Genomic DNA, 20,889 nt, shown 5'->3' with positions numbered 1-20,889 from the left:
TGATATGGCCACCCCAGCATGATCTCACTCCGTCTTGAGCGCCTCTATTGGACTGAGTTTGGACGCCTTGTGCGCAGGATAGAAACCAAAGATGATGCCGGTCGCGATCGAGAAGGCGAGGGCAAGCCCTATTGCCTGGCCGTCGATCGAGGTGATCCATCCAGCCATGCGGGCGACTGTCATCGAGAGCGTGATTCCGCATGCGACGCCGATGGCGCCGCCAAGCAGGCACAGGACAAGCGCCTCACAGAGAAACTGCAGGCGGATGTCCCGCATCCTTCCGCCGAGCGCGCGGCGGATGCCGATCTCCCGCGTACGCTCGGTGACCGAGACGATCATGACGTTCATGATGCTGATGCCGCCGACGAGCAGCGAGACCGAGGCGATGGCGACAAGCAGGAGCGCGACGGTGCGGATGGCGCCCTGCTGGGCCTCCATTGCTGCGGCCGGATCCTGGACCTTGAAGTCGTCCTCCTGGCCGGCGGGAATGCGGTGGCGCTGCCGCAGCAGGCTTTCGATCTCCGACCGCGCCCCCGGCATCTGTCCGTCCGCGGCCACCTTGGCGATGATATAGGCGACCGAATCCCGGTTGATGTTGCTCGCGCTGCCGAGGAAGCGCAGCTTGGCCGTGGTGAGCGGCACGAAGGCGACGTCATCCTGCGCCGGTCCCTTGCGATCGAGAACGCCGACCACTTCGAGCGGCACCTTCATGATCCTGATCTGCGCGCCGATCGGATCCTCACCCGGTGCAAACAGCTCGCGCGCGACCGTGCTTCCGAGGATCACGACCTTGCTCGCGCCGGCCTCCTCGGCGCCGGAGAAATAGCGGCCAGAGGAGAGCTGCCAGTCGCGCACCATGAAGTGTCCGGTCGTCGTGCCGTTGATGGTCGTGTTCCAGTTCTTGCTCTCGTGGATGACCTGCGCCGTTCCGGCGATCGAGCCGGCTGCGGCCTGGACTTCCGGGATCTGCTCGAGGATGGCCTGCACGTCGCTCTCGGTCATCGTCAGCTTGCTGCCGTCCTTGAGACGCACGCCGCCCTGGTAGACTGCGCCGGGTGTGATCATCAGCACGTTGGCGCCGATCGAGCGGATCTGCTCCTGCAGGCGAAGCTGCGCGCCCGATCCGATCGCGAAGACCGTCACGATCGAAGCGACGCCGATCACGATGCCGAGCATGGTGAGGAAGCTGCGTAGTGGATTGAGACGCAAGGCGTGCAGAGCGATCTGAAAGCCCTGGAGCATCGTCATGACGCAGTGCTCCGTTTTGGCAGGATCGGAGCCTGCGTCTCATCGCCGACGAGCTGGCCGTCGTGCAGGCGGATGGTGCGCCGGCACTGGGTCGCGATGCCTGGATCGTGCGTGATCATCACGATGGTCTGTCCGGTCCGGTTGAGCGCAGCGAACAGGGCCAGGATTTCGGTGCCGGTGCGGCTGTCGAGCGCGCCGGTCGGCTCGTCGGCGAGCACGATCAGCGGGGAGGCGATCAGCGCGCGCGCGATCGCAACGCGCTGCTGCTCGCCGCCCGAGAGCTGGCGCGGGAAATGATGGGCCCGGTGCAGCATGCCGACGGCCTCCAGGGACTGCTCGGCGCGCGCCAGCCGCTCCTTGCGGCCGACGCCGCAATAGACAAGTGGCAGCGCGACGTTCTCGATCGCATTGTGGCGGGCGAGCAGATTGTAGGACTGGAACACGAAGCCGATGCTGAGGGCGCGCAACGACGACCGACGATCTTCCGTGAGATCGGCGACATTGGCCCCCTGGAGAAGAACCGCCCCCTCGGTCGGCAGGTCGAGCAACCCGATCATGTTCATCAGCGTCGACTTGCCGGAGCCTGACGGTCCCATGACCGCGACGATCTCGCCCTGCGCGATGTCGAAACTGACATTGCGCACCGCAGCCACCGCGACTCCGTCAGCGCGATAGGTCCTGCTGACCGACCGGAGGCTGATGAGGGGCAGGGAAGCGGTCATGATCCGAACCTGATTCCGAGGAACTCCAGGCCTGCTGGACGGATCGCCTGGCCGACGGCGACCTGGCTGCCCTCGACGAGGTCTCCACTCCTGAGCGCGACCTGCTCGGTGCCGGCCGCGCCGACCGTCACGGCAATGCGCTGGAGCGAGCCGCTTGCAGTGCGCACCCACACGCCGCTGCGTGCAGCGGCATCCGGCCGCGTGCCGGATGGCTGGAAGCGCAACGCGGCGAGCGGCACTTTCAGCACGTCGTCCTGTCGCTCGATCACGATCTTCACCAGGGCGGTCATGCCGGGCAGCAGCGCACCGTCGAGATTGGAGGTCGCCAGGACGACGGTGTAGGTGACGACGTGCTGCTGGTTCTGCGGCGCCTTGCGCACCTGCCGCACCACCGCCTCGAAGCGGCGGTCGGGATAGGCATCCACCGTGAAATGGGCGCGCTGGCCGGGGGCGATGCGCCCGATGTCGGCTTCGTCGACCTGGGCGTGGATCTCCATGTCCTCCAGGCGGCGGGCAACCACGAAGGTGGTGCGCGATTCCAGGCCGACGGCAAGGGTCTGGCCTTCGTTGACGAACCTGCCGACGACGACGCCGTCGATCGGCGAACGGATCACTGTGCGGTCGAGATCGGCCTGGGCTGCGGCGAGAACGGCCGCCTTCTCCGGGACCGCCATTCTCGCCTGTTGCAGCTCCGCCTCGATCCGGCGGACGTCAGCCTGCGCGCCATCTACGGAGTAGGCGTTGAGGGACATCATGATCTCGGCTTCCCGCTCCTGGGCGAGCCGCGCGGTGAACTCAGTCTGCGCGTCGTCGACCGTCGTCGTCGCCACCACGTTTTGGGACTGAAGCGCCTGCTTCCGCTGCAGGGTCTTCTGCGCCGAGCTCTTGACCGCCTGGGCGCTCTCCAGCTTGGCCGCGAGCACATCCCGGCTGCCCTTGGCGTTCTGCAAATCGATCCTCGCGCGATCTAGCTTGGCGCGCGCGATGTCGACCAGTGCATTGGCGACGGCGAGGGAAGCCCTGGCTTCGTCGACCTTGGCCGCAAAGCTGCGCGGATCGATCAGGGCAAGCGGCTGATCCTTGCTGACGGTGTCGTTGAAATCGACATAGACGCGTGCGAGCTGCCCGGACAGTTGGGAACCCACCTCGATCGTTTTGACCGGTTGCAGGGCGCCAGTGACCGTGACGGTCTGCTCGATGCTGCCGCGCTGAATCGCGGCATAGCGGAACACGGGCGCATCCGATCCGAGGGTCGGAGCTTCCAGTCCCGAGGGCGCGAGGAACTTCGTCGTCGATCGGTAGGCGCGAGCGGCGCCGTCCACGGCGTGTCCGGTCGCGCTGGCGATGATGTTCGGCCGCGCACCGTAGATCGCGGCGAGGCCACATGCAGCTCCGAACAAGACAACAACAGTTGCAAATCGCATATCAAAAGCCCACCGTCTGAAAATGACTTTGCTGGTGGAAGGGTCGAATATCGCGCTATGGTTGTATTTGCCGAAGCAGTATCGAACTATCGGCTTTATGTCGCGGTTCTCGGCACGACGGTCGGGTGCGCTTCATGATCCAGAAGTAAAATCCGCAGGTGCGACTTTTCGTGATTTGCGCCGGGTGCATACCGGGCGTATTCCAACCGGAGCGCGCGTTATCAAAATTCGATAGCCGACTGAACGTCCCGTCAGGCTTGGAGGCGATGGATGTTCGATCGGCGTGTGGGCGGCGACGCCATGACGCAGTGGGCGAAATCGCAACGGCAGCATTACACTGCTGCACCCTCCAGATGGCACCTCGCCGTGACGCTGCCCATGGCGGCGCCGAACTCCTTCAATCATGAAGTCCGATATGTGAACGCCTTCACTCGTCTCCACGGGGTGTTGGCTCTAAAACGTGGGATCTGCGGATCGATGCGATTCTCTCGGTCATCGCGCATGCCTCCAAGCACCTTGTTATCAAAGCACCTGGTTATCGCTTGCGAGCACAATGGATGCCTCGTTGCTGGATCATCGAGCGTCAAGTCCGGGAGCATGTTGGAATGAGTTCAAATCAAGCCACAGTTTATGTCGTTGATGATGAAATTCAGATACGAAATGCGATCGGAAGCCTCTGCGAGGAGACGGGGCACCAGGTGAAATTGTTTGCCTCGACCGACGAATTCCTCGCGGAGACACTCACGAACCGACCGTCCTGCCTGGTGCTCGACATCCGCTTTCCCGGAACATCGCCGACCGGGCTCGAGCTTCAGCGCAAGCTGGCGGAGACGGGCGTGCCGATACCGATCGTCTTCATAAGCGGCCATTCGGACGTGCGTGTCTCGGTCGAGGCCATGAAGCGCGGCGCGATCGAGTTTCTGCCAAAACCCTTCCGCGAACAGGAGATCCTCGATGCGATCAGGCACGGTATCGAACGCGACCGCAGGCGGCTCGAGCGCGAGGACAGTGTGCGCGAGGCGCGGCAACGCGTGGAGACGCTGACGGCGCGGGAGCGCGAGATCATGCTGCTGATGGCGGAAGGGCTTGTCGCCAAGCAGATCGCGGCAAAGCTCGGCGTCAGCGAGGTGACGGTGAAGGTCCATCGCGCACGGATGATGCGAAAGCTGGAGCTGCGTTCGCCGATCGAGGTGGTGCGATTGATCGACAGCATCGGGCTGCAGGCGGAGCGCTTCGACGTCAGACATCCGCAGGTCTAGATCTGCCAGGTGCGATGTTATCGCGCGACGTCTAGTCCGTATCGACTAGCATGAACTGCAGTCTATCGCACGACGCACGACGGGCCCAGAGTCATCCCTACGATGTCGGCCTCCTCCAAAACGGCATCAGAATCCAGTCAGACAAGTTGGTTAGAAAGGGATACTCCATGCGCAAATTGTTTTTTGCTTCGGTTGCCGTGTTCGCTCTGTCTTCCGCGGCTCAGGCCGCCAACACCTCGACCACGGTGCAGCTCGGCATCGTGAACTCTTCGAGCGTCACGCAGAACGGCCTCACCAACGACAGCTCGTCGACCACGCAGGTCGGCATCCTGAACGGTGCGTCCACCATGCAGGGCACCAGCTCTGCCTCGCTCAACAACGTCAGCTCCGTAAATCAGATCGGCGTGCGGAACTCGGCGACCACCGGCCAGGTGGCCTTCGGCAACAACAACAGCGGAATCACCCAGAATTCGTTCGGGCCCGCCGTGCTCCAAAACAATTCCGCCGCCGTCGGACAGCTCAGCGTTTTCGGCGTCAACACGAGCACCGTCTCGCAGACGGCTCACTGAACCAGCCCCGTTTGGCCGGACGCGTCACGACGCGGCGCGTCCGCGCCATTCTCGAAAGCACCGCAATAGGGCGGATCGACCAAATGAGGCATCGATCGCCGGCTTTGGCGGAGGAAATGACATGCGAAGCAGATATCTCATCGCGGCAATCGTCACGTTCGGCGTGCTGACCACCGTTCATGCCCAGGCCGGCAACTCGGCCAGCGTGCTGCAATTCGGTACCACCAACAACTCCTTCATCTCGCAGAGCGGCGGCACCAACAACAGCGCCACCACGATGCAATTCGGCGTCACCAATACCGCGACCACCTTGCAGACGGGCTCGCTCCTCACCGTCAACACCTCGGTGATCGGGCAGGGCGGTACGACCGCGACGTCGTCCAACACGGCGCTGGCCGGCCAGGTCGGAGGCTTCAATTCGAGCCTGATCGGCCAGATCGGCGGCAACAACGCGGCCGGAGTCGGCCAGCTCGGAATCCTGAACGGTTCGACGATTCTTCAGCAGACTCCGTGAGCAGACAAGTGATGAGGCCGTCATGAAACGTCTCTTGAAACGTCTCCTGGGAAGTGCGTGCGCCGCAATGTTCGCTCTGTGCTCGGCCGGCGCCGGATCGGCCGGTGCCCAGACCGCTGACATCAAAACCATCGTGTCAGTCGGCGGACCGCCGGTCGTGCTGAACCAGAACAGCCAGCTCAATATGGCGGGTGTGTTCATGATCGGCGGCAGCACCGGTGCGACAGTGACGCAGAACGGCACCAACAATGCCACGGGCGTCCTCCAATTCGGGGGGACGAACTCCGCGTCGATCGGGCAGGCCGGGATGAACAATTTCGCCTTCGTCGGTCAGACCGGCCAGTCGGCGACGAGCCTGATATCCCAGCTCGGCGCCATGAATACGGGGGCGGTGGCGCAGTTCGGCGCGGTCAATGCCTCGATGATCGTCCAGACGAGTCCGTAAGGCGCGCGCGAACGGCGCCGTTAAGAGCGAACGGGGAAACGCGATGCGAAGTGGCAGACAAGTCCTGAGGCGCGTGTTCGCCCTGGCGGCATTGCTTGCGGCTGTCGGTACTGCGACGCAAGCGTGCGCCGGATCCGTCCAGCGCAGTGTGACGAACCGGAACGTGAGCATCGAAACGGTCGTGCAGTTCGGCGACAACGTACAGCCGGTCACGATCGAGGAGAACAGCCGCATCAATATCGCGCGGGTGATTCAGATCGGCGGGACCGGTACGGTGGACGCGACCATCATCCAGAACGGCACGCGCAATTATGCTAACGTGATCCAGGTGGGCGGCACGACGAACGCGGCCATCGGTCAGTCCGGCCTAAGCAACACCGCCGATATTACCCAGATCGGCAATTCCACCAACGCGCTCCTGCTCCAGATCGGGGACATGAACACGGGAGCGGTGAGGCAGTTCGGACGTTTCAATTGGCTGGCGATCTTCCAGTTCAGCCGATGATGGAGGTGTGACATGCGGTTGCTCCTGCTTGCATCCGGAATGGGAATTATCAGCGCGATCGCGATGGCGCCGGCCGGGGCCGGCGACGGCCATACCACAGTGGTCCAGGACGAGAACGGGATGGCGTCGATCACGCAAAGCGGCGATCCCGCGCAGGCCGAGGTCAGGATCGACAAGGAGCCGGGGCGCACCACGATCTATCGTCGCAGCGGCGGCAACACCGCCATCGTGACGCAGGGCACCGGAAATGCGAAGGACATGCTCGACTGGCTGCGCAAGCAGCAGGGCCGCTGACGCGCGAAGGCCCACCGTCCGCGCAAGACGGTGGGCCTCGACGCGTGCGGGCACTACCAGCTGCGATATCTGCCGGTCAGCGTGCCGTTGTTGTTGCCGTCGGGACCGACGTCGCCCTGCGTCGAGCTCGGCGTCGGATGGTTGGTGCCGTTGAACGCGCCATACGGTCCCGCCGTGCCGGGATAGTACATCGCGCGCGGCTGAACCGGTTCATAGCCGGGGCCGCTCCGCTCCCAACCCACACGCGGTCCGTTCCAATCGTAGCCCTGTGCCGACGCGGCAGCCGTGCCCGCGATAAGGGATGCCGCGATCAGGCTGAGAAGTTTTGACTTGTTCTGCATCCGGGATGCTCCTTGCTTTTGGTCGGAGCCAACGGCCGCAGTGCGGGAGCGTTCCGGGCGTCATCGGCTGAAGCGATCAACTCCGATCAACTGGTTATGAAGTCGCGGTCCACGGAACGAAGTGCCTGAAATGAGGCGGGAATCCCGGGCGTCTTGCCGCACATTGTTCCGCGTTAATCCCGTGCCTTAACCAACAATTAATTATACGTTTGCGGGTGGGCGACAGCCCGGCCTAGCGTGCGGTGGGGAGCCGCCGAAGCCAAACGAGTTGGTGCGTATCATGATGTCCAGATCATACGGGGCGTTATTCGCCTCACTCAGCGCAGCCGCGCTGCTCCTTGCCCCCAGCGACAGCTTTGCACGGCCCGGCGCCACCGCGGCGCATGGGCTCGCTGTCGGGCCTTCCGGCGGGGTGGCGCGTCCGCCGATGGCGCATGGCGGCAGGTTCCGCGGCCGTAACACGCCCTGGGTCTACTGGCCGGGCGGTGGCGGGTTCTTTTACGACAACGCAGGCTACGGTCAGCCCTTCGCCGATCCCGGGCAGCCGGCCTCCACCGACGTGCGCTACACCTACACCTATGACGTTCCCTGGGATTGGACCCATCGCTTCCCGCCGAACGTGGTGCCGTCAGACCGGCCCTATGTGCCGAGCTGCCCGACGGAGCAGGTGACGGTGCCGGGCCGCGGCGGCGGCGAGCACACCGTCAACATCATGCGCTGCTACTGAGCGGCGTATTGGGCTTCTTGCGCATGATCTCTTCGGAAAACCGCTTCACACTTTCCGGATCATGCTCTAGCCCAGCTCAAAACTGGTCACGCCGAACACGCGGTCGATCCGCAGCGGCGGGATCGGCCCAGTGTACATCCGCGCCGTCTCGAATACCGGCCTGAGCCCGAACGATTCCGCGAGAGCAATCGCCTCGCGATTGACGGCGGGGACGTCGAGGAAGATTTCGCCGCCACCTGCGCTTGCCAGCAGGGCCAGCACGATCGCTTTCGCCGCTCCGCGGTCGTCGGCAACGAGCGGGCCGATCTTGTGGCCGGTCCGGCAGGGCCGGATCACGCCCCATGCGGCAAGCTGGCCATGGCGCAGCAGCGCTGCGCCGAGATGGCCCGGCGTGTCGATCCAGGCGCGCAGGAAGGCGCTTCGCGCGGCTGGGAAGACAGTCGCGTCGTCGGCTTCAACAAGCGCGAACGGGATATTGTCGAGCGCGACGATATCGGCAGGTGGATTCGGCGGCGCGGCGACGATGCCGCCGTAGCGGATATTGGCGTAGGCAAGCTGGAAGCCGGATTTTTTGTAATTGTCCTGCTGCGCCACGACGCCGTCGAGGCCGATCACACGCGAGCCCGCATGTGCGATCGCCGCGTTCCAGATGCGCAGGCCATGGCCCGCGCCGCGAAAGCCCGGGCGCACGATATAGAAGCCGAGGAAGGCGAAGCGATCATCGTAGTTGACGCAGGAGACGGTTGCGACCGGCTCGCCGTCGATCTCGCCGACGAAGAAGCCTTTTGCGTCCGGGGTCGCGAAACAGGCGGCATCGCCGAGGCCCGGATTCCAGCCCTCGGCGGCGGCCCAGTCGACGGCGATGGCGATCTCCTCGGGGCGCAAATTGCGGATCTGCAAATCGCTCATGACGAATGCCTTCCAACGGTGGACCTGCCGGCAGGTCCGGCGGTAGAAGGCCTCATGATAGGCCGGGCCGGCGGCTCGCCTCAACTCCATCGCAAGGGATGACGGTCATGGCAGCACAGAAGGTCGCACTCGTTACTGCGGGCGGCAGCGGCATGGGGGCAGGGGCGGCGCGGCGGCTCGCGGCAGACGGCTTTGGCGTCGCGATCCTGTCGTCCTCCGGCAAGGGCGAGGCGCTGGCGGCCGAGCTCGGCGGTCTCGGCGTCACCGGCTCCAACAAGTCGAATGACGATCTGAAGCGGCTCGTCGACGGCGCGATGGCCAAATGGGGGCGCATCGACGTGCTCGTCAACAGCGCGGGCCATGGGCCCCGCGCGCCGATCACGGAGATCACCGACGAGCAGTGGCACACCGGCCTCGACACTTATCTGCTCAACGTGATCCGGCCGACCCGGCTGGTGACGCCGGTGATGCAGGCGCAGAAGAGCGGCGCCATCGTCAACATCTCGACCGCCTGGGCGTTCGAGCCGAGCGCGATGTTTCCAACCTCCGCGGTGTTCCGCGCGGGCCTTGCCGCCTTCACGAAGATCTTCACCGACGCCCATGCCGCCGACAACATCCGCATGAACAACGTTCTGCCGGGCTGGATCGACAGCCTGCCGCAGACCGATGCGCGGCGCGACAGTGTGCCGATGAAACGCTACGGCAAGGTCGAGGAGATCGCGGCGACGGTCGCATTCCTCGCCTCGGACGGTGCGGCCTACATCACCGGCCAGAACATCCGCGTGGATGGCGGGTTGACGCGCTCGGTGTGAGATCGCGCGCGGATTCGAGCGCCGCTCTCGCGCACTTGTCGTGATGCGACGTTCACTTGCCTCGCGCGCCGCTGCGGCAGCGGCGATGTGTGGCGATCGGGTCACACTCGCCACGCGTCTTGCGCGATAAGTCACTGACTGCGTCACAGTCCATACGAACTGCGCTGCAGACCGAGACGAGTGGGCAGTGCACCTCCTATTCCCAGGCTGCGCCGGATGCCTCCCGTCCGCGCGCATTCCGGAACGCGAGATCAATCGCGTGGGGCAAGGAGACTGGAATGAAGAAGCTTTTTCTGGCGGTCGCTTCGATTGTGTTGGGCACCGCATCCGTGCATGCGGCCGACCTCGCGGCGCAATACACCAAGGCGCCGGTGATGGCGCCGGCCTACAATTGGACGGGCTTTTACGTCGGCGGCAATGTCGGCGGGCAGTGGGGCAGCGCCGATCCGACCACCTCGACGGTCTGGTCGCCGACAGGCTATTTCGCCACCAGCAGCGTCCCCGCCATCAACACGGTCGGCGCCCAGAGCGTCAACAGCTCCAGTGTGACCGGCGGCTTCACTGCGGGCTACAACTGGCAGGTCAATCACGCCGTGCTCGGCCTCGAAGGCGACATCAACTATTTCGGGTTCAAGGGCAGCGCGACCGGTTCGGCGGTCTATCCCTGCTGCGCCCCGACCGCCTTCACCGTCAATTCGTCGGTCTCGGCCGACTGGCTCGCCACCATCCGCGGCCGCATCGGTTTCCTCGCGGCTCCGACCTGGCTGCTCTATGCCACGGGCGGCGCGGCGATCGCCGAGGTGAAGGGAAATTTCAACTTCACCGACACCTTCTCGCTGGCGACGGAGTCGGCCGCGATCCGCGACACGCGCCTCGGCTGGACCGCGGGCGTCGGCACCGAGTACGCCTTCGGCGGCGGCTGGTCGCTCAAGGCCGAGTATCTTTACGTCGATCTCGGACGCGCCACGGCGACCAGCACCAATCTGGTCGGCTTCGGAGGAGCGGTGCCGTTCCCGAGCAACGTCTACACCCACTCGGTCGACCTCAAATCCAACATCGTGCGCGTCGGCGTGAACTACAAGTTCGGCGGACCTGTCGTCGCCAGATACTGAGCTATCCCGTTCCGGATCTGGTACGGAAAGCCCCGGTTCTGCCGGGGCTTTCTGTTTCGAGGGACGGATTCAATGCGATGCCACGAGCTTCGCCAGCGCGGGCAGGATCCTGTAGCGAACGATCTCGTGCGGGTATTCGCCGCGATTTGCGAGCAGGACGAAGCCGATCTGCCCGGCAGGGACGAGGCCGAGATAGCCGGAGGCGTTGTTGAGGCCGCCGGGCTTGTCGATGATGGTGACGCCGGGCAAGCGCACCGTCTCCCAGGCCATGCCTTGTCCGAATTTCTCGTCGACGCGGAAGGCCTCGCGCTGCGTCATCCGCAGCGCCTCGCGCAAATGCGGATCGACCGAGCGGCCGTCGACGCAGGCCGCAACGAAGGTCGCAAGATCCCGCGGGGACGAAAACATCTGGCCGGTGCCGGGAAAGTTGAAATAGCTCTGCTGGTTGCCGGGCGGTCCGATTGCCACGCCCTGATCCGAATAGCCTTGCGCGACGCGCTGCATCCAGGTCGCGTCCATGATGGCGCGGTTGTCCTCGCCGCGCTCCGGCAGCGAGGTCGCATTCATGCCGAGCGGCGCAAGGATGCGCTCTTCGAGCAGGGTTGCGATCGGAGCGCCGTAGCAGCGCTCGAGCACGAGCTGAAGCAGCACGTAACAGGCATGGCTGTAGACGCGCTGCTTGCCGGGCGCTTCGCCGGCCGGCGGCTTCCAGGCGTTGAACATGTCGATGAACTGCGCCTGCGTGAAGGAGTCGTTCGGCCATGGCGGATGGTCGGTCGAAAGCAGCATGCCGGACGTGTGCGTGGCGAGCTGGCCGACGGTGACGCGGCGGACATAGTCTCCGGTGAGCTCGGGCAGATATTTCGGCAGGGGATCGTCGGGCCGCAATTCACTCCTGAGCGAGCCGAGCGCCACCAGCGTCGCCTCGAACGGTTTGCGTAGGGAACCAAGGTTGAACAGCGTATCCGGCGTGACCGGTCTGCGCGTGGCGTCGTCGGCAAAGCCGTAGCTGAAGAACTCGACATGGCGCCCGGCATAGAGCGCGACGGCGAGGCCGCCCGGCTGGTCCGGCGTCGCGGTCGGCGCCAGCTCGCTTGCGACGATGTCGCGCATCTGCGCGATCATGTCGGAATCCGCGGATGCGCAGCGTGGCCAGGCGATCGCCGTCGCGAGGGGAATAAGCGCAGCCCGGGCGAGGGCCCGCCGGGTGAGGTGCGATGAGTTGACAACAGACGGCACGGCTCTGACGCATGATGCGATGCACCCCCGAATCTCTTTTAGCGGGGAGGGCCGCGCCTCCCAATTCACGATTGCGCGTTGTGGGTTCCTCATCGCGGGTCGCGGCTTCGCTCCATCCGGGCTACAAGTCGGAAAATATAACTTAGCTCATCGGCTAACAATCATTGACGCCGGACGGTGGCGGACGTATAGTTAGCTTCATGGCTAACCAATTGTCCCGGCTCGACCAGATCTTCGCCGCCCTTGCCGATCCCACACGGCGGGCGATCGTGATGCGGCTCTGTGCCGGCGAGGCGTCGGTCGGCGAGCTTGCCGATCCATTCGAGATGGCGCTGCCGAGCTTCATGAAACACATCCATGTGCTGGAGACGAGCGGGCTCGTTCAGTCGGAAAAATCCGGCCGCGTGCGCACCTGCCGCCTCAGTCCGGACGCGCTCCTCGGCGCGGAGGACTGGTTCCAGCAGCAGCGCGCGATCTGGGAGGCGCGGCTCGACCGGTTCGAGGCCTACGTGATGAAACTGAAGAAAGAGAAGGAAGGCGCGGCCGCCAAGCGGCCGTCGCGCACAACCAAACGGAAAGGTTCTGAGTGATGACGAATTCCAATGCCGCCCTGTCGCAATGGTCGCTCGACCGTGAGATCGTGATGTCGCGCGTGATCGACGCACCGCGCGATCTGGTGTTCGAGGCATGGTCCGACCCAAAGCACCTGCCGCAATGGTTCGGACCGAAGGGCTTCAAGGTCGAGACCTTCGAGATCGACGTGCGCGTCGGCGGCCTCTGGCGCTTCAACATGATCGGCCCGGACGGCACGGTCTATCCGAACCGCATGCGCTTTCGCCGCATCGAGCGGCCCTCGCTGATGGAGATGGATCACGGCACCGACCAGGATGACGATCCCGGCATGTTTCGCTTCACCGTCACCTTTGCCGAGCAGGCTAACGGCAAGACTGTTCTGATGATGCGGCAACTGGCCTCGAGCACCGAGCAGCGCGACGGCATGATCGGTTTTGGTGCCGTCGAGTACGGCTACCAGACGCTGGACAAGCTGGCGGCGTATGTGGGCGGGATGAAGAAATAGAGTCCCCGCGTTATTCCGGGGCCTCGAAGAAGCGCCGCGGAATAAGCTCAAAAATGCAGGGGAGAGCAGTGGCCTTCGCGAATATGACAGCGCGCAGGCCAATTATGACAGCGCCATAACGTAGATTTTTGTCGCGTCGTGCTGCCGGAATATGACAGAATTGCTACCGCTAGATGTCATATCGATTACGGCGGAGCGATTCATGTTGCAGTGGCAGGCGCGGTCAAATCCCCTCGCGTGGTGGTGGGGGTCCCTGACGCTTGTCAGTGCGGCCAACGTTCTCGTCTGGTTCATGCTGTATCGCGAGTTCTATCCGACAGTTGCGGGCAGCATCAGTGGTGGCTCCGACATCGGCCTGATGCTCCTGCTCTGCGCGGGCTATGTGTTTGGCTGCGCCTTCCGCTCGGTGCTGCCGCGCGCCGACGTACAGCGAATCTGCCTGTTCGACACCTGGCTCTCCAGCGTCGTTGTCGGCCGCACGGTCGCGACCGTGGCCGAACTGTGCTTCGTCGCGCAGTGGGCGATCATCCTGCATCAGCTCGGGGGCATGACGGGCGCGGAGACCGCGGTGAACATCGCGCTGGTGATCGTGCCCATCATCATCATCGCGGAGTGTTTCTCCTGGTACGCGGTGGTGACGACCAACTTCCTCTTCAACGCGATCGAGAACTCGCTGTGGGCGGTGACCTTCTTCCTCGCCGGCATCGCGCTTTGCCGGCTGATGCCGGAATTCCAGGGACCGGTGCGCTGGGCGCTGATGTCGGGCATCGTCGGCATCGCCTGTTTCCTCGCCTTCCTCGTCACCGTCGACGTGCCGATGTATCTCAGCCGCTGGCGGGCAGGGCATGAAGAGGGCAATAAGTTCCTCGGCTTCCTCGAGGGCCTGCATGACGTCTCGACGCGCTGGGTGGTGACCCACGACATCGCGCACTGGAAGGGCGAGCTGACCTGGATGTTCCTGTATTTCAGCGCCGCAGTCTGGTCGAGCCTCGCGCTCTGCGCGCTCTACGCGATGGAAGGCTATCTCACGCGTTATCTGGCCTGATTGGTTATTTGCCGACCAGGCTGCACTTGCTGCGGTCGAGCGGGCGGAAGGCCTGGTCGGGCGGGATGGTCGCGACCAGCTTGACGAAGTCCCAAGGGCCCTTGGACTCCTCGGGCGTCTTGACCTGCACCAGATAGAGATCGTGCACCATGCGCTGGTCCTCGCGGATGCGGCCATTGGGTGTGTAGGCATCCGACACGGGCGTGGCCTTCATCTTGGCCATCACGGCCGCGCTGTCGTCGGAGTCGGTGTCCTTCACGGCCTGCAGATAGTGGCGCACGGCGGAATAGACCCCGGCCTGAATTTGCGAGGGCATCGCCTTGCGGCGTGCGTAGAAGACATCGGAGAACTTCCGGGCTGCGGGCGAGACATCCTCGAAGAACGAGGTGACGATGAGATCGCCGCGGGTGGCCTTCAGGCCGACCGACTCGATGTCGACGTTCTGGAATGACATCGGCACGATCTTCATGCCCTGGTCGGCAAGGCCGAATTCCTCCGCCTGCTTGATCGCGGTGGCGTTGTCGCCGGCGACATTGATCGCGAGGATCTTTGCGCCTGAAGACTGCGCCTGGAGCAGGAACGATGAGTAGTCGGGCGTGCCGAGCTGCGCCTTGACGCTCCCGGCGACCTTGCCGCCGAGCTCGGTGATGCGGGCGCGCGCGGTCGCCTCGATCGAGTGGCCGAAGGCATAGTCGCCGGTGATGAAGAACCACGGCTCCTTGCTGGTCTGCATGATGCCGGAGACCACTGCGGTTGCAGTGGAATAGGCGTCCTGGGTCCATTGCACGCTCGACGGCGCGCAGGCTTCATCAGTGAGCTGGTTGGCGCCCGCGCCGGAGACGAGGAACATTTTTCCGTTGCCGCGCACCAGCTCCTGCACGGCGAGCGCGGCGCCGGAGCTGCCGCCGTCCGCGATCGCCTGCACGCCGTCGCTGAACCACTTTCGCGCGAGCGAGGCCGCAAGGTCCGGCTTGTTCTGGTGGTCGGCCTGCAAGATCTCGATCGGCTTGCCGTTGATCTTGCCGCCGAATTCCTCCGCCGCCATCCGCGCTGCCTCGACCGAGCCGGGGCCCATGGCGGTTGCGAAAATGCCATTCATGTCGGTGAGGACGCCGATGCGGATGGCATCGCCCTTGATCTCGGCGCGCGCAGTGGTGCCCGCGAGCGCCAGCACGATCAGCAGGGTAGCGGTGGACGTCGTGCGGATTGTGGCCATGGCGTTTCCTGATTTTATCGTTGATTGATCGGTAGCGGTGGTCACGCCGGCTCGGCGATGACCTTGTTGCGCAAGATTCCGATGCCGGAGATTTCGACTTCGACAGTGTCGCCAGGGCGCATCCACAAGGGCGGGGTGCGCTTGGCGCCGACGCCGCCCGGCGTGCCCGTCACGATGACGTCGCCGGGGACGAGCGGGCAGATGGTCGAGATGTAGGCGATCAGCTCGGGGATGGCGATGATCAGCAGATCGGTGGTGGTGTCCTGCACCACGGTGCCGTTGAGGCGTGTCTGCAGGGTGAGCCTGGACGGATCGGGGATCTCGTCCGCCGTCACGAGCCACGGGCCGAAGCTGCCGCTCTCGGCAAACGTCTTGCCGGAGAGGAACTGGCTGGTGTGGCGCTGCCAGTCGCGGATGCTGCCTTCGTTGTAGCAGGAATAGCCGGCGGTATGGTCGAGCGCGCGACTCGCCGGGATGTGGCGGCCTTCCTTGCCGATGACGAGCGCAAGCTCGCCCTCATAGTCGAAATCGTCGCTCACCTTCGGTTTTACGATGGGTTGGAGATGGCCGACCTGGCTGCAGGGGAAGCGCACGAACAGGGCCGGCTTCTCGGTGACGGTGCGGCCGGTTTCGGCGACGTGGTCGCGATAGTTGAGGCCGACGCAGATGATCTTGCCGGGATCGGGGATGACGGGTGCGAAGCTGATCTTGTCGAGTGGATGATCGGGCGCCGTGGAGGCGACCAGCTTGGCCGCTTCGGCAACGCGACCCGCTTCAAACAACTGCCGCAGCGTGGTGCAGGGTGCCATGCGCGTGCCGAGATCGACGACGCCGTCGTCCTTGACGGCCCCGAAGGAGGCGCGGCCGTCGGCGATGAAAGAGAGCAGCTTCATGAGATGTCCTTAAGGGGTGTTCGGTCAGGCCGCGGACGGCACGTGGGTTGGAGGCGTGATTGCGGCGACGAGCCGGTCGAGCTCGGCATCGTTGCGGGCGGCGCCGAGGACGTAGCGGTCGGGGCGGACGAGCGCGGCGGTGATACCGTGCTCGTGGAGCCAGGGCCCGATACCCTCGGCATCGTCGCTGGTCAGGATTTTGATTGCTGCATGCGAAAGCGCGAGACGTGAGGCGAGCATGGCCGGGGCCTCGACAAGCAGCGCATGGCTGTAGCCGATCCGGTCGTCGCTGCGGCGGCCGTCCTCCAGCGCGAATTGCGGCGCGAGATGCCCGGCGAGAGGCAGGTCGGCCAGCGCAAGGCCCGGGCCGAGGAGGGGCTTCTTCACCTCGAGCTTGACCGGCGCGTTCTCGCGCACCTGCCCGGCGGCGAGGCCCGTCTCGATCGCCTTGGTGTTGATGACGCCACCGAGGCGGATGGCGAGTTCGATGAACTCGCGCACATGCGGCTGGCGTTCGCTCTGATAGGTGGCGAGCAGGTCGGCCGCGGCGCCACCGCGGATGACCGCAGCAAGCTTCCAGGCGAGGTTCGCAGCATCGCGAATGCCGGCGCACATGCCCTGGCCGAGGAAGGGCGGGGTCTGGTGTGCGGAATCGCCCGCGAGAAGCAGCCGGCCGCTGTGCCATTGCTGTGCGATGACGGAATGAAACGTGTAGACCGCCGCACGCTCGAGCTCGGCATCGTCAGGCGTGACCCAACGTGACAGCAGCTCCCAGACCTTTGCCGGCTCCGTGACTTCGTTCGAATCCTCGTCGGGGAGAACCGTGATCTCCCAGCGCCGCCGCGTTCCGGTGCCGCGGACATAGGTTGCCGGCCGCTGGGGATCGCAGTGCTGGAGGCTGTAGTCGCCGAGGTCGTCGCGCTCGCGCTTGAGCAGAACGTCGATCACGAGCCAGCGCTCGTGGAAGCCGAGATCGTCCATGCCGGAGCCGATGAAGCGGCGAACGAGAGAACGCGCGCCGTCGCAGCCGACGATATAAGCCGCGCGGACCTCGGTGAGCCTGCCGTTGGAAAGGTCCTCGTAGCGGACGCGCACGCCGGTCTCGTCCTGATCGAGCGCGAAGACGTCGCAGCGGCTCCGCAAGGTGACGTGCGGCCAGCGCGCAAGGCCGCCGAGCAGCACGTCCTCCAGATCGGGCTGGTGGAAGCGGTAGCTGAGATTCCAGCCCATCGGCGTCAGCGTTTGCGGCCGCGACCAGTCCAGCAGCATCTTGCCATCGGCGTCGAGGAATAGCATCCCGGGGCTGAGGATGGTCTGCGGCAGGATCGCATCGGCAAGGCCGATGGTCTGGAATACGCGCATGCATTCGTCGTCGAAATGCACCGCGCGGGGCAGATGATAAGTCCGCGCCTCGCGCTCCAGCACCAGCGTCCGCACGCCGCACAGGCCGAGCAGATTGGCCAGCGTCGCGCCGACCGGGCCGCGGCCCACGATCACGACGTCAAACTCTTCGAAGGCGGATTTATCTTGCATGGGGCTATCTCTTCCCCAGGTGGTGCCACGCCTTCAACGCCGCCGTGCCAAGTGTCCGCCCAGCGGACGGCCCCTAGACCTCGACCGGAATGGCCGAGGCGGTCTCCTGAAGCTGGCTCGCGAACTGCGCCACCGCTTCCTCGATGCCCAGCGCCGAGCGGATCCAGATGATGGAGATGCAGCCGAACACCGCGCCGTTCCGCACGATGGGGACGGCAATCGACGCCGTCTTCGGATTGTATTCACCCTCGCTGCGGATCGCGTAACCCCGCGCGGCAGTCTTTGTGATCATTTGGGCGAGGCGGCCCTGATCGAGGAAAGGGCGGTCATCAGCCTCGTCGATGCGGCGGAGATGATTAACGATCAGATCGCGTTCGCGCTCGGAGCAGGCGGCGAGATAGGCGCGTCCCGCCGACGTCCGCAGCATCGGCAGGCGCTTGCCGATCATGCCACGGTCGATCGAGAGCGGGCTGCGGGAATGGGTGGTTTCCTGCACCACCATCGCGGCGTTCTCGTAGGTCGAGAGGTCGACGGGCCAGACCAGGGTCTTGCTGAGTTCTGCGAGATAAGGTGCGGCCGCCTGGCAGATCACCACACCGGGATCGTAGCCGTCGCCGAGGCTCAGGGCGAGCCGGGTGACGCGAAAACGGTCGTCGCTGGCGCTGCGGGCGACATAGCCGAGTTCCTCCAGCGTCTCGAGCAGGCGATAGACGGTCGGGCGCGGCAGGTCGAGTGCGCGGGCGACGTCGCCGGCGCGGATGCCGCCGGAGCGATTGACCTCCTGCAGCACGTCCAGCCCGCGCTTGAAGGCGCGCACACCCTCCGACTGCCGGGGCTGCCCGTTCCGCGTCCGCTCCTTGGACACTTCGTATTTCCTCCCTTGTGGCCGACTGCTGCGCGATTATCGTCTTTGCGAACGCGACGCGATTGCGGGACGCCACCGTAGGAGCGCGCGCGGCCGGTATCAAGTTCGCCGCACTGCGGCGAGCGCGATGCCTTCGGGAGGAATTCGATGGAAATCACCGCGCTTGGTTATATCGGGATCAATTCATCAGAGCTCGACCAGTGGGGCCGGATGGCGACCGGGCTGCTCGGCATGCAGCAGGTCGATCGCGGTGGCAAGATGCGGGCCTTCCGCATGGACGATCGCAAGCAGCGGCTGATCGTCGACGGCAGCAGCGATGCTGGTTTGGCGGTGATGGGCTGGGAGGTTCCGTCGACCGCCGAGCTCGACCAGTTGGCGGGGCGGCTGGAAAGCCATGGCGTCAAAGTGACGCGCGGCTCACGCGCGCTGGCCGACGAGCGGCATGTGACCGAGCTGATCGCGTTCACTGACCCCGCCGGCAACCGGCTGGAGGCTTTTTGCAAGCCGGAGCTTGCGAGCGAGCCTTTCAAGCCGGGCCGGCCCATCTCGGGTTTCCGCACTGGTGCGCTCGGCATGGGGCATGTCGTGCTCAATGTCGAGGACGTCGAGCCGCTGGTGCCGTTCTATCGCGACGTGCTCGGCTTCCACGTCTCCGATTTCGGCCTCAAGCCCTATGGCCTCTACTTCTTCCACGTCAACGGCCGTCACCACTCCTTTGCGATGGTCGGCTCGGGGCGCAAGGCGCTGCATCATTTCATGGTCGAGCTCGGCAGTCTGGACGATGTCGGGCAGGGTTACGACCTCGCGCAGATGGACGACGGCCGCATCGCCTACACGCTGGGCCGGCACACCAACGACCACATGACGTCGTTCTATGTGAACACGCCGTCCGGCTTCTTCATTGAATATGGCTGGGGCGGGCGCGTCATCGAGCCTGCGACCTGGCAGCCGCACGAGACTTTCGATGGCCCATCGCTCTGGGGCCACGAACGGCTCTACATGCCCGACGAGCAGCGCAAGCGCCTGCGCGACATGCGGCTGGATGCGGCGGCGCGCGGCGTCCGCGTCGCCGACCCGCGCGTGCCGCCGCTGAACTGCGCGTGGCTGGACCAGGTGATCGCGCGGGAGTGATCCGCGGCCACGCGGCAATCATCTAATACCCAAGGAAAGGACGATATGCTCAAATCCCTCTTGAGGGCAGGCTTCGTGCTGCTCGCGTTCAGCACGGCTGCTTCGGCCGAACCGATCAAGGTGACGCTGCTCGGCACCGGCGTGCCGACGCCGCGGCCGACCAGCTTCAGCGCCTCGACGCTGGTGGAGGCGGGGAATGAAAAGCTGCTGTTCGATCTCGGTCGCGGTTCGACCATGCAGCTCTACAAGCTCAAGATTCCGCTCGGCGCGATCACCGCGAATTTCATCACGCACCTGCATTCCGACCACATCGTCGGCCTTCCCGACGTGTGGTTGACCGGATGGCTCGCCACAACCTGGGCCTCCCGCAAGGGACCGATGAAGCTCTATGGTCCCAAGGGCACCGTGGCGATGACGGAGAACCTGACCAGGGCATTCACTGACGACATCCGCATTCGCATCGATGACGAGCATCTCGATCCGAAGGCGGTGGAGTTCGCCGCGAAGGATATCGAGGTCGGAATTGTCTACGACAACAACGGCGTCAAGGTCAGCGCGATCGAGGTCAATCATGGCGACAAGATCAAGCCGTCGTTCGGCTACGTCATCAAATATGGCGGCCACAAGGTCGTGCTCTCGGGCGACACCAAATACGACGAGCGTATCGCCAAGGCCGCTGAAGGTGCCGATCTTCTGATTCACGAGGTCGCGGTGATCGAGCCGGAGCTGCTGGTCAAGAATCCCGTGTACAAGGATATCCAGGCGCACCACTCCTCGCCCGAGGAGGCCGGCCAGATCTTCGCGTTCGCCAAGCCAAAGCTCGCGGTTTATTCCCACATCGTGTTCGGCACGGTGAAGCCCGGGCCCGACATTCCCGAGGAGCCGCTGATCCTGCGCACGCGCACCGCCTACAAGGGGCCGCTGCTGGTCGGCCGCGACATGATGTCGTTCAGGATCGGCGACGCGGTCGAAGCGTTTGCGCCTGATGGCGCGAAGCTCGAGCCGTAA

The 20,889-nt window shown here is 64.7% G+C and carries 24 protein-coding genes; 14 read left to right on the top strand and 10 right to left on the bottom strand.

What is annotated here, in order from left to right:
* Window positions 1-24: 24 nt before the first annotated feature.
* From NLM25_RS26945 to NLM25_RS26935, 3 genes are read right to left on the bottom strand one after another with little or no spacing between them, the layout of a single operon-like run.
* On the bottom strand, window positions 25-1,248 hold the full coding sequence (locus tag NLM25_RS26945) for an ABC transporter permease (protein ID WP_254120377.1): 1,224 nt from the start codon (window positions 1,246-1,248) through the stop codon (window positions 25-27).
* Window positions 1,245-1,970 (bottom strand): ABC transporter ATP-binding protein, encoded by a 726-nt coding sequence (locus NLM25_RS26940; protein ID WP_254139004.1) that lies wholly within the window; start codon window positions 1,968-1,970, stop codon window positions 1,245-1,247. The genes NLM25_RS26945 and NLM25_RS26940 overlap by 4 nt, the downstream gene beginning before the upstream one ends.
* Window positions 1,967-3,394, bottom strand: a complete 1,428-nt coding sequence (locus tag NLM25_RS26935; protein ID WP_309143616.1) for an efflux RND transporter periplasmic adaptor subunit — start codon at window positions 3,392-3,394, stop codon at window positions 1,967-1,969. The genes NLM25_RS26940 and NLM25_RS26935 overlap by 4 nt, the downstream gene beginning before the upstream one ends.
* Window positions 3,395-3,999: 605 nt before the next feature.
* Here NLM25_RS26935 and NLM25_RS26930 point away from each other — a divergent pair.
* From NLM25_RS26930 to NLM25_RS26905, 6 genes are all read left to right on the top strand, one after another.
* Window positions 4,000-4,653, top strand: a complete 654-nt coding sequence (locus tag NLM25_RS26930; RefSeq protein WP_254120374.1) for a response regulator transcription factor — start codon at window positions 4,000-4,002, stop codon at window positions 4,651-4,653.
* A gap of 167 nt (window positions 4,654-4,820) precedes the next feature.
* Entirely contained in the window at window positions 4,821-5,222 is a 402-nt protein-coding gene (locus NLM25_RS26925; RefSeq protein WP_254120373.1) for a curlin subunit CsgB, read from the top strand.
* A 121-nt stretch (window positions 5,223-5,343) separates the two neighbouring features.
* Window positions 5,344-5,736: a curlin gene (locus NLM25_RS26920; RefSeq protein ID WP_254120372.1), complete on the top strand. Its 393-nt coding sequence runs from the start codon at window positions 5,344-5,346 to the stop codon at window positions 5,734-5,736.
* A gap of 22 nt (window positions 5,737-5,758) precedes the next feature.
* Entirely contained in the window at window positions 5,759-6,181 is a 423-nt protein-coding gene (locus NLM25_RS26915; RefSeq protein WP_254139002.1) for a curlin, read from the top strand.
* 73 nt (window positions 6,182-6,254) lie between these two features.
* On the top strand, window positions 6,255-6,686 hold the full coding sequence (locus tag NLM25_RS26910) for a curlin (RefSeq protein ID WP_309143615.1): 432 nt from the start codon (window positions 6,255-6,257) through the stop codon (window positions 6,684-6,686).
* Window positions 6,687-6,698: 12 nt separating this feature from the next.
* Window positions 6,699-6,980, top strand: a complete 282-nt coding sequence (locus NLM25_RS26905; RefSeq protein ID WP_254139000.1) for a hypothetical protein — start codon at window positions 6,699-6,701, stop codon at window positions 6,978-6,980.
* A gap of 53 nt (window positions 6,981-7,033) precedes the next feature.
* Here the strand turns inward: NLM25_RS26905 and NLM25_RS26900 are convergent, their stop codons facing one another.
* A complete protein-coding gene (locus tag NLM25_RS26900) occupies window positions 7,034-7,321 on the bottom strand; it encodes a hypothetical protein (RefSeq protein WP_254138999.1) in 288 nt (95 codons plus the stop codon).
* Between the two features lie 280 nt (window positions 7,322-7,601).
* Here NLM25_RS26900 and NLM25_RS26895 point away from each other — a divergent pair, with 280 nt between their 5' ends.
* A complete protein-coding gene (locus NLM25_RS26895; protein WP_254120367.1) occupies window positions 7,602-8,048 on the top strand; it encodes a hypothetical protein in 447 nt (148 codons plus the stop codon).
* A 66-nt stretch (window positions 8,049-8,114) separates the two neighbouring features.
* Here the strand turns inward: NLM25_RS26895 and NLM25_RS26890 are convergent, their stop codons facing one another.
* Window positions 8,115-8,957 carry a GNAT family N-acetyltransferase gene (locus tag NLM25_RS26890; RefSeq protein WP_254138998.1) on the bottom strand — a complete coding sequence of 281 codons (843 nt, stop codon included), beginning with the start codon at window positions 8,955-8,957 and terminating at the stop codon, window positions 8,115-8,117.
* A 107-nt stretch (window positions 8,958-9,064) separates the two neighbouring features.
* On the opposite strand from NLM25_RS26890, the gene NLM25_RS26885 reads away from it, so the two are divergent.
* Entirely contained in the window at window positions 9,065-9,769 is a 705-nt protein-coding gene (locus NLM25_RS26885; protein ID WP_254138997.1) for an SDR family oxidoreductase, read from the top strand.
* A gap of 278 nt (window positions 9,770-10,047) precedes the next feature.
* Window positions 10,048-10,881 carry an outer membrane protein gene (locus NLM25_RS26880; RefSeq protein WP_254138996.1) on the top strand — a complete coding sequence of 278 codons (834 nt, stop codon included), beginning with the start codon at window positions 10,048-10,050 and terminating at the stop codon, window positions 10,879-10,881.
* A 69-nt stretch (window positions 10,882-10,950) separates the two neighbouring features.
* Here NLM25_RS26880 and NLM25_RS26875 read toward each other — a convergent pair whose 3' ends face one another.
* Window positions 10,951-12,006 carry a serine hydrolase gene (locus tag NLM25_RS26875; RefSeq protein ID WP_254138995.1) on the bottom strand — a complete coding sequence of 352 codons (1,056 nt, stop codon included), beginning with the start codon at window positions 12,004-12,006 and terminating at the stop codon, window positions 10,951-10,953.
* Between the two features lie 314 nt (window positions 12,007-12,320).
* Here NLM25_RS26875 and NLM25_RS26870 point away from each other — a divergent pair, with 314 nt between their 5' ends.
* The 3 genes from NLM25_RS26870 (at window position 12,321) to NLM25_RS26860 (ending at window position 14,243) form a co-directional block, all read left to right on the top strand.
* On the top strand, window positions 12,321-12,710 hold the full coding sequence (locus tag NLM25_RS26870; RefSeq protein WP_254124424.1) for a helix-turn-helix transcriptional regulator: 390 nt from the start codon (window positions 12,321-12,323) through the stop codon (window positions 12,708-12,710).
* Entirely contained in the window at window positions 12,710-13,198 is a 489-nt protein-coding gene (locus NLM25_RS26865) for an SRPBCC family protein (RefSeq protein ID WP_254138994.1), read from the top strand. Before NLM25_RS26870 ends, NLM25_RS26865 begins: the two co-directional genes overlap by 1 nt.
* A gap of 202 nt (window positions 13,199-13,400) precedes the next feature.
* Complete coding sequence (locus NLM25_RS26860; RefSeq protein WP_254138993.1) at window positions 13,401-14,243, top strand: hypothetical protein; 843 nt, start codon at window positions 13,401-13,403, stop codon at window positions 14,241-14,243.
* 4 nt (window positions 14,244-14,247) lie between these two features.
* Here the strand turns inward: NLM25_RS26860 and NLM25_RS26855 are convergent, their stop codons facing one another.
* From NLM25_RS26855 to NLM25_RS26840, 4 genes are all read right to left on the bottom strand, one after another.
* Entirely contained in the window at window positions 14,248-15,459 is a 1,212-nt protein-coding gene (locus NLM25_RS26855) for an ABC transporter substrate-binding protein (RefSeq protein WP_254138992.1), read from the bottom strand.
* A gap of 41 nt (window positions 15,460-15,500) precedes the next feature.
* A complete protein-coding gene (locus tag NLM25_RS26850; protein ID WP_254138991.1) occupies window positions 15,501-16,352 on the bottom strand; it encodes a fumarylacetoacetate hydrolase family protein in 852 nt (283 codons plus the stop codon).
* A gap of 24 nt (window positions 16,353-16,376) precedes the next feature.
* Window positions 16,377-17,885, bottom strand: a complete 1,509-nt coding sequence (locus NLM25_RS26845) for a bifunctional 3-(3-hydroxy-phenyl)propionate/3-hydroxycinnamic acid hydroxylase (protein ID WP_254138990.1) — start codon at window positions 17,883-17,885, stop codon at window positions 16,377-16,379.
* Between the two features lie 73 nt (window positions 17,886-17,958).
* The gene (locus NLM25_RS26840; RefSeq protein WP_254138989.1) at window positions 17,959-18,750 is read right to left on the bottom strand and encodes a DNA-binding transcriptional regulator; all 792 of its coding nucleotides are present in this window, start codon (window positions 18,748-18,750) and stop codon (window positions 17,959-17,961) included.
* Window positions 18,751-18,897: 147 nt separating this feature from the next.
* On the opposite strand from NLM25_RS26840, the gene NLM25_RS26835 reads away from it, so the two are divergent.
* Together NLM25_RS26835 and NLM25_RS26830 are read left to right on the top strand one after the other, a co-directional pair.
* Window positions 18,898-19,881: a VOC family protein gene (locus NLM25_RS26835; RefSeq protein WP_254138988.1), complete on the top strand. Its 984-nt coding sequence runs from the start codon at window positions 18,898-18,900 to the stop codon at window positions 19,879-19,881.
* A gap of 45 nt (window positions 19,882-19,926) precedes the next feature.
* Entirely contained in the window at window positions 19,927-20,889 is a 963-nt protein-coding gene (locus NLM25_RS26830; protein ID WP_254138987.1) for an MBL fold metallo-hydrolase, read from the top strand.

The organism is Bradyrhizobium sp. CCGB01 (assembly GCF_024199795.1).
Taxonomy (GTDB): Bacteria; Pseudomonadota; Alphaproteobacteria; order Rhizobiales; family Xanthobacteraceae; genus Bradyrhizobium.
Note: the sequence above shows the minus strand (reverse complement) of the source record. Positions and strands in the feature narration are given on the sequence as shown.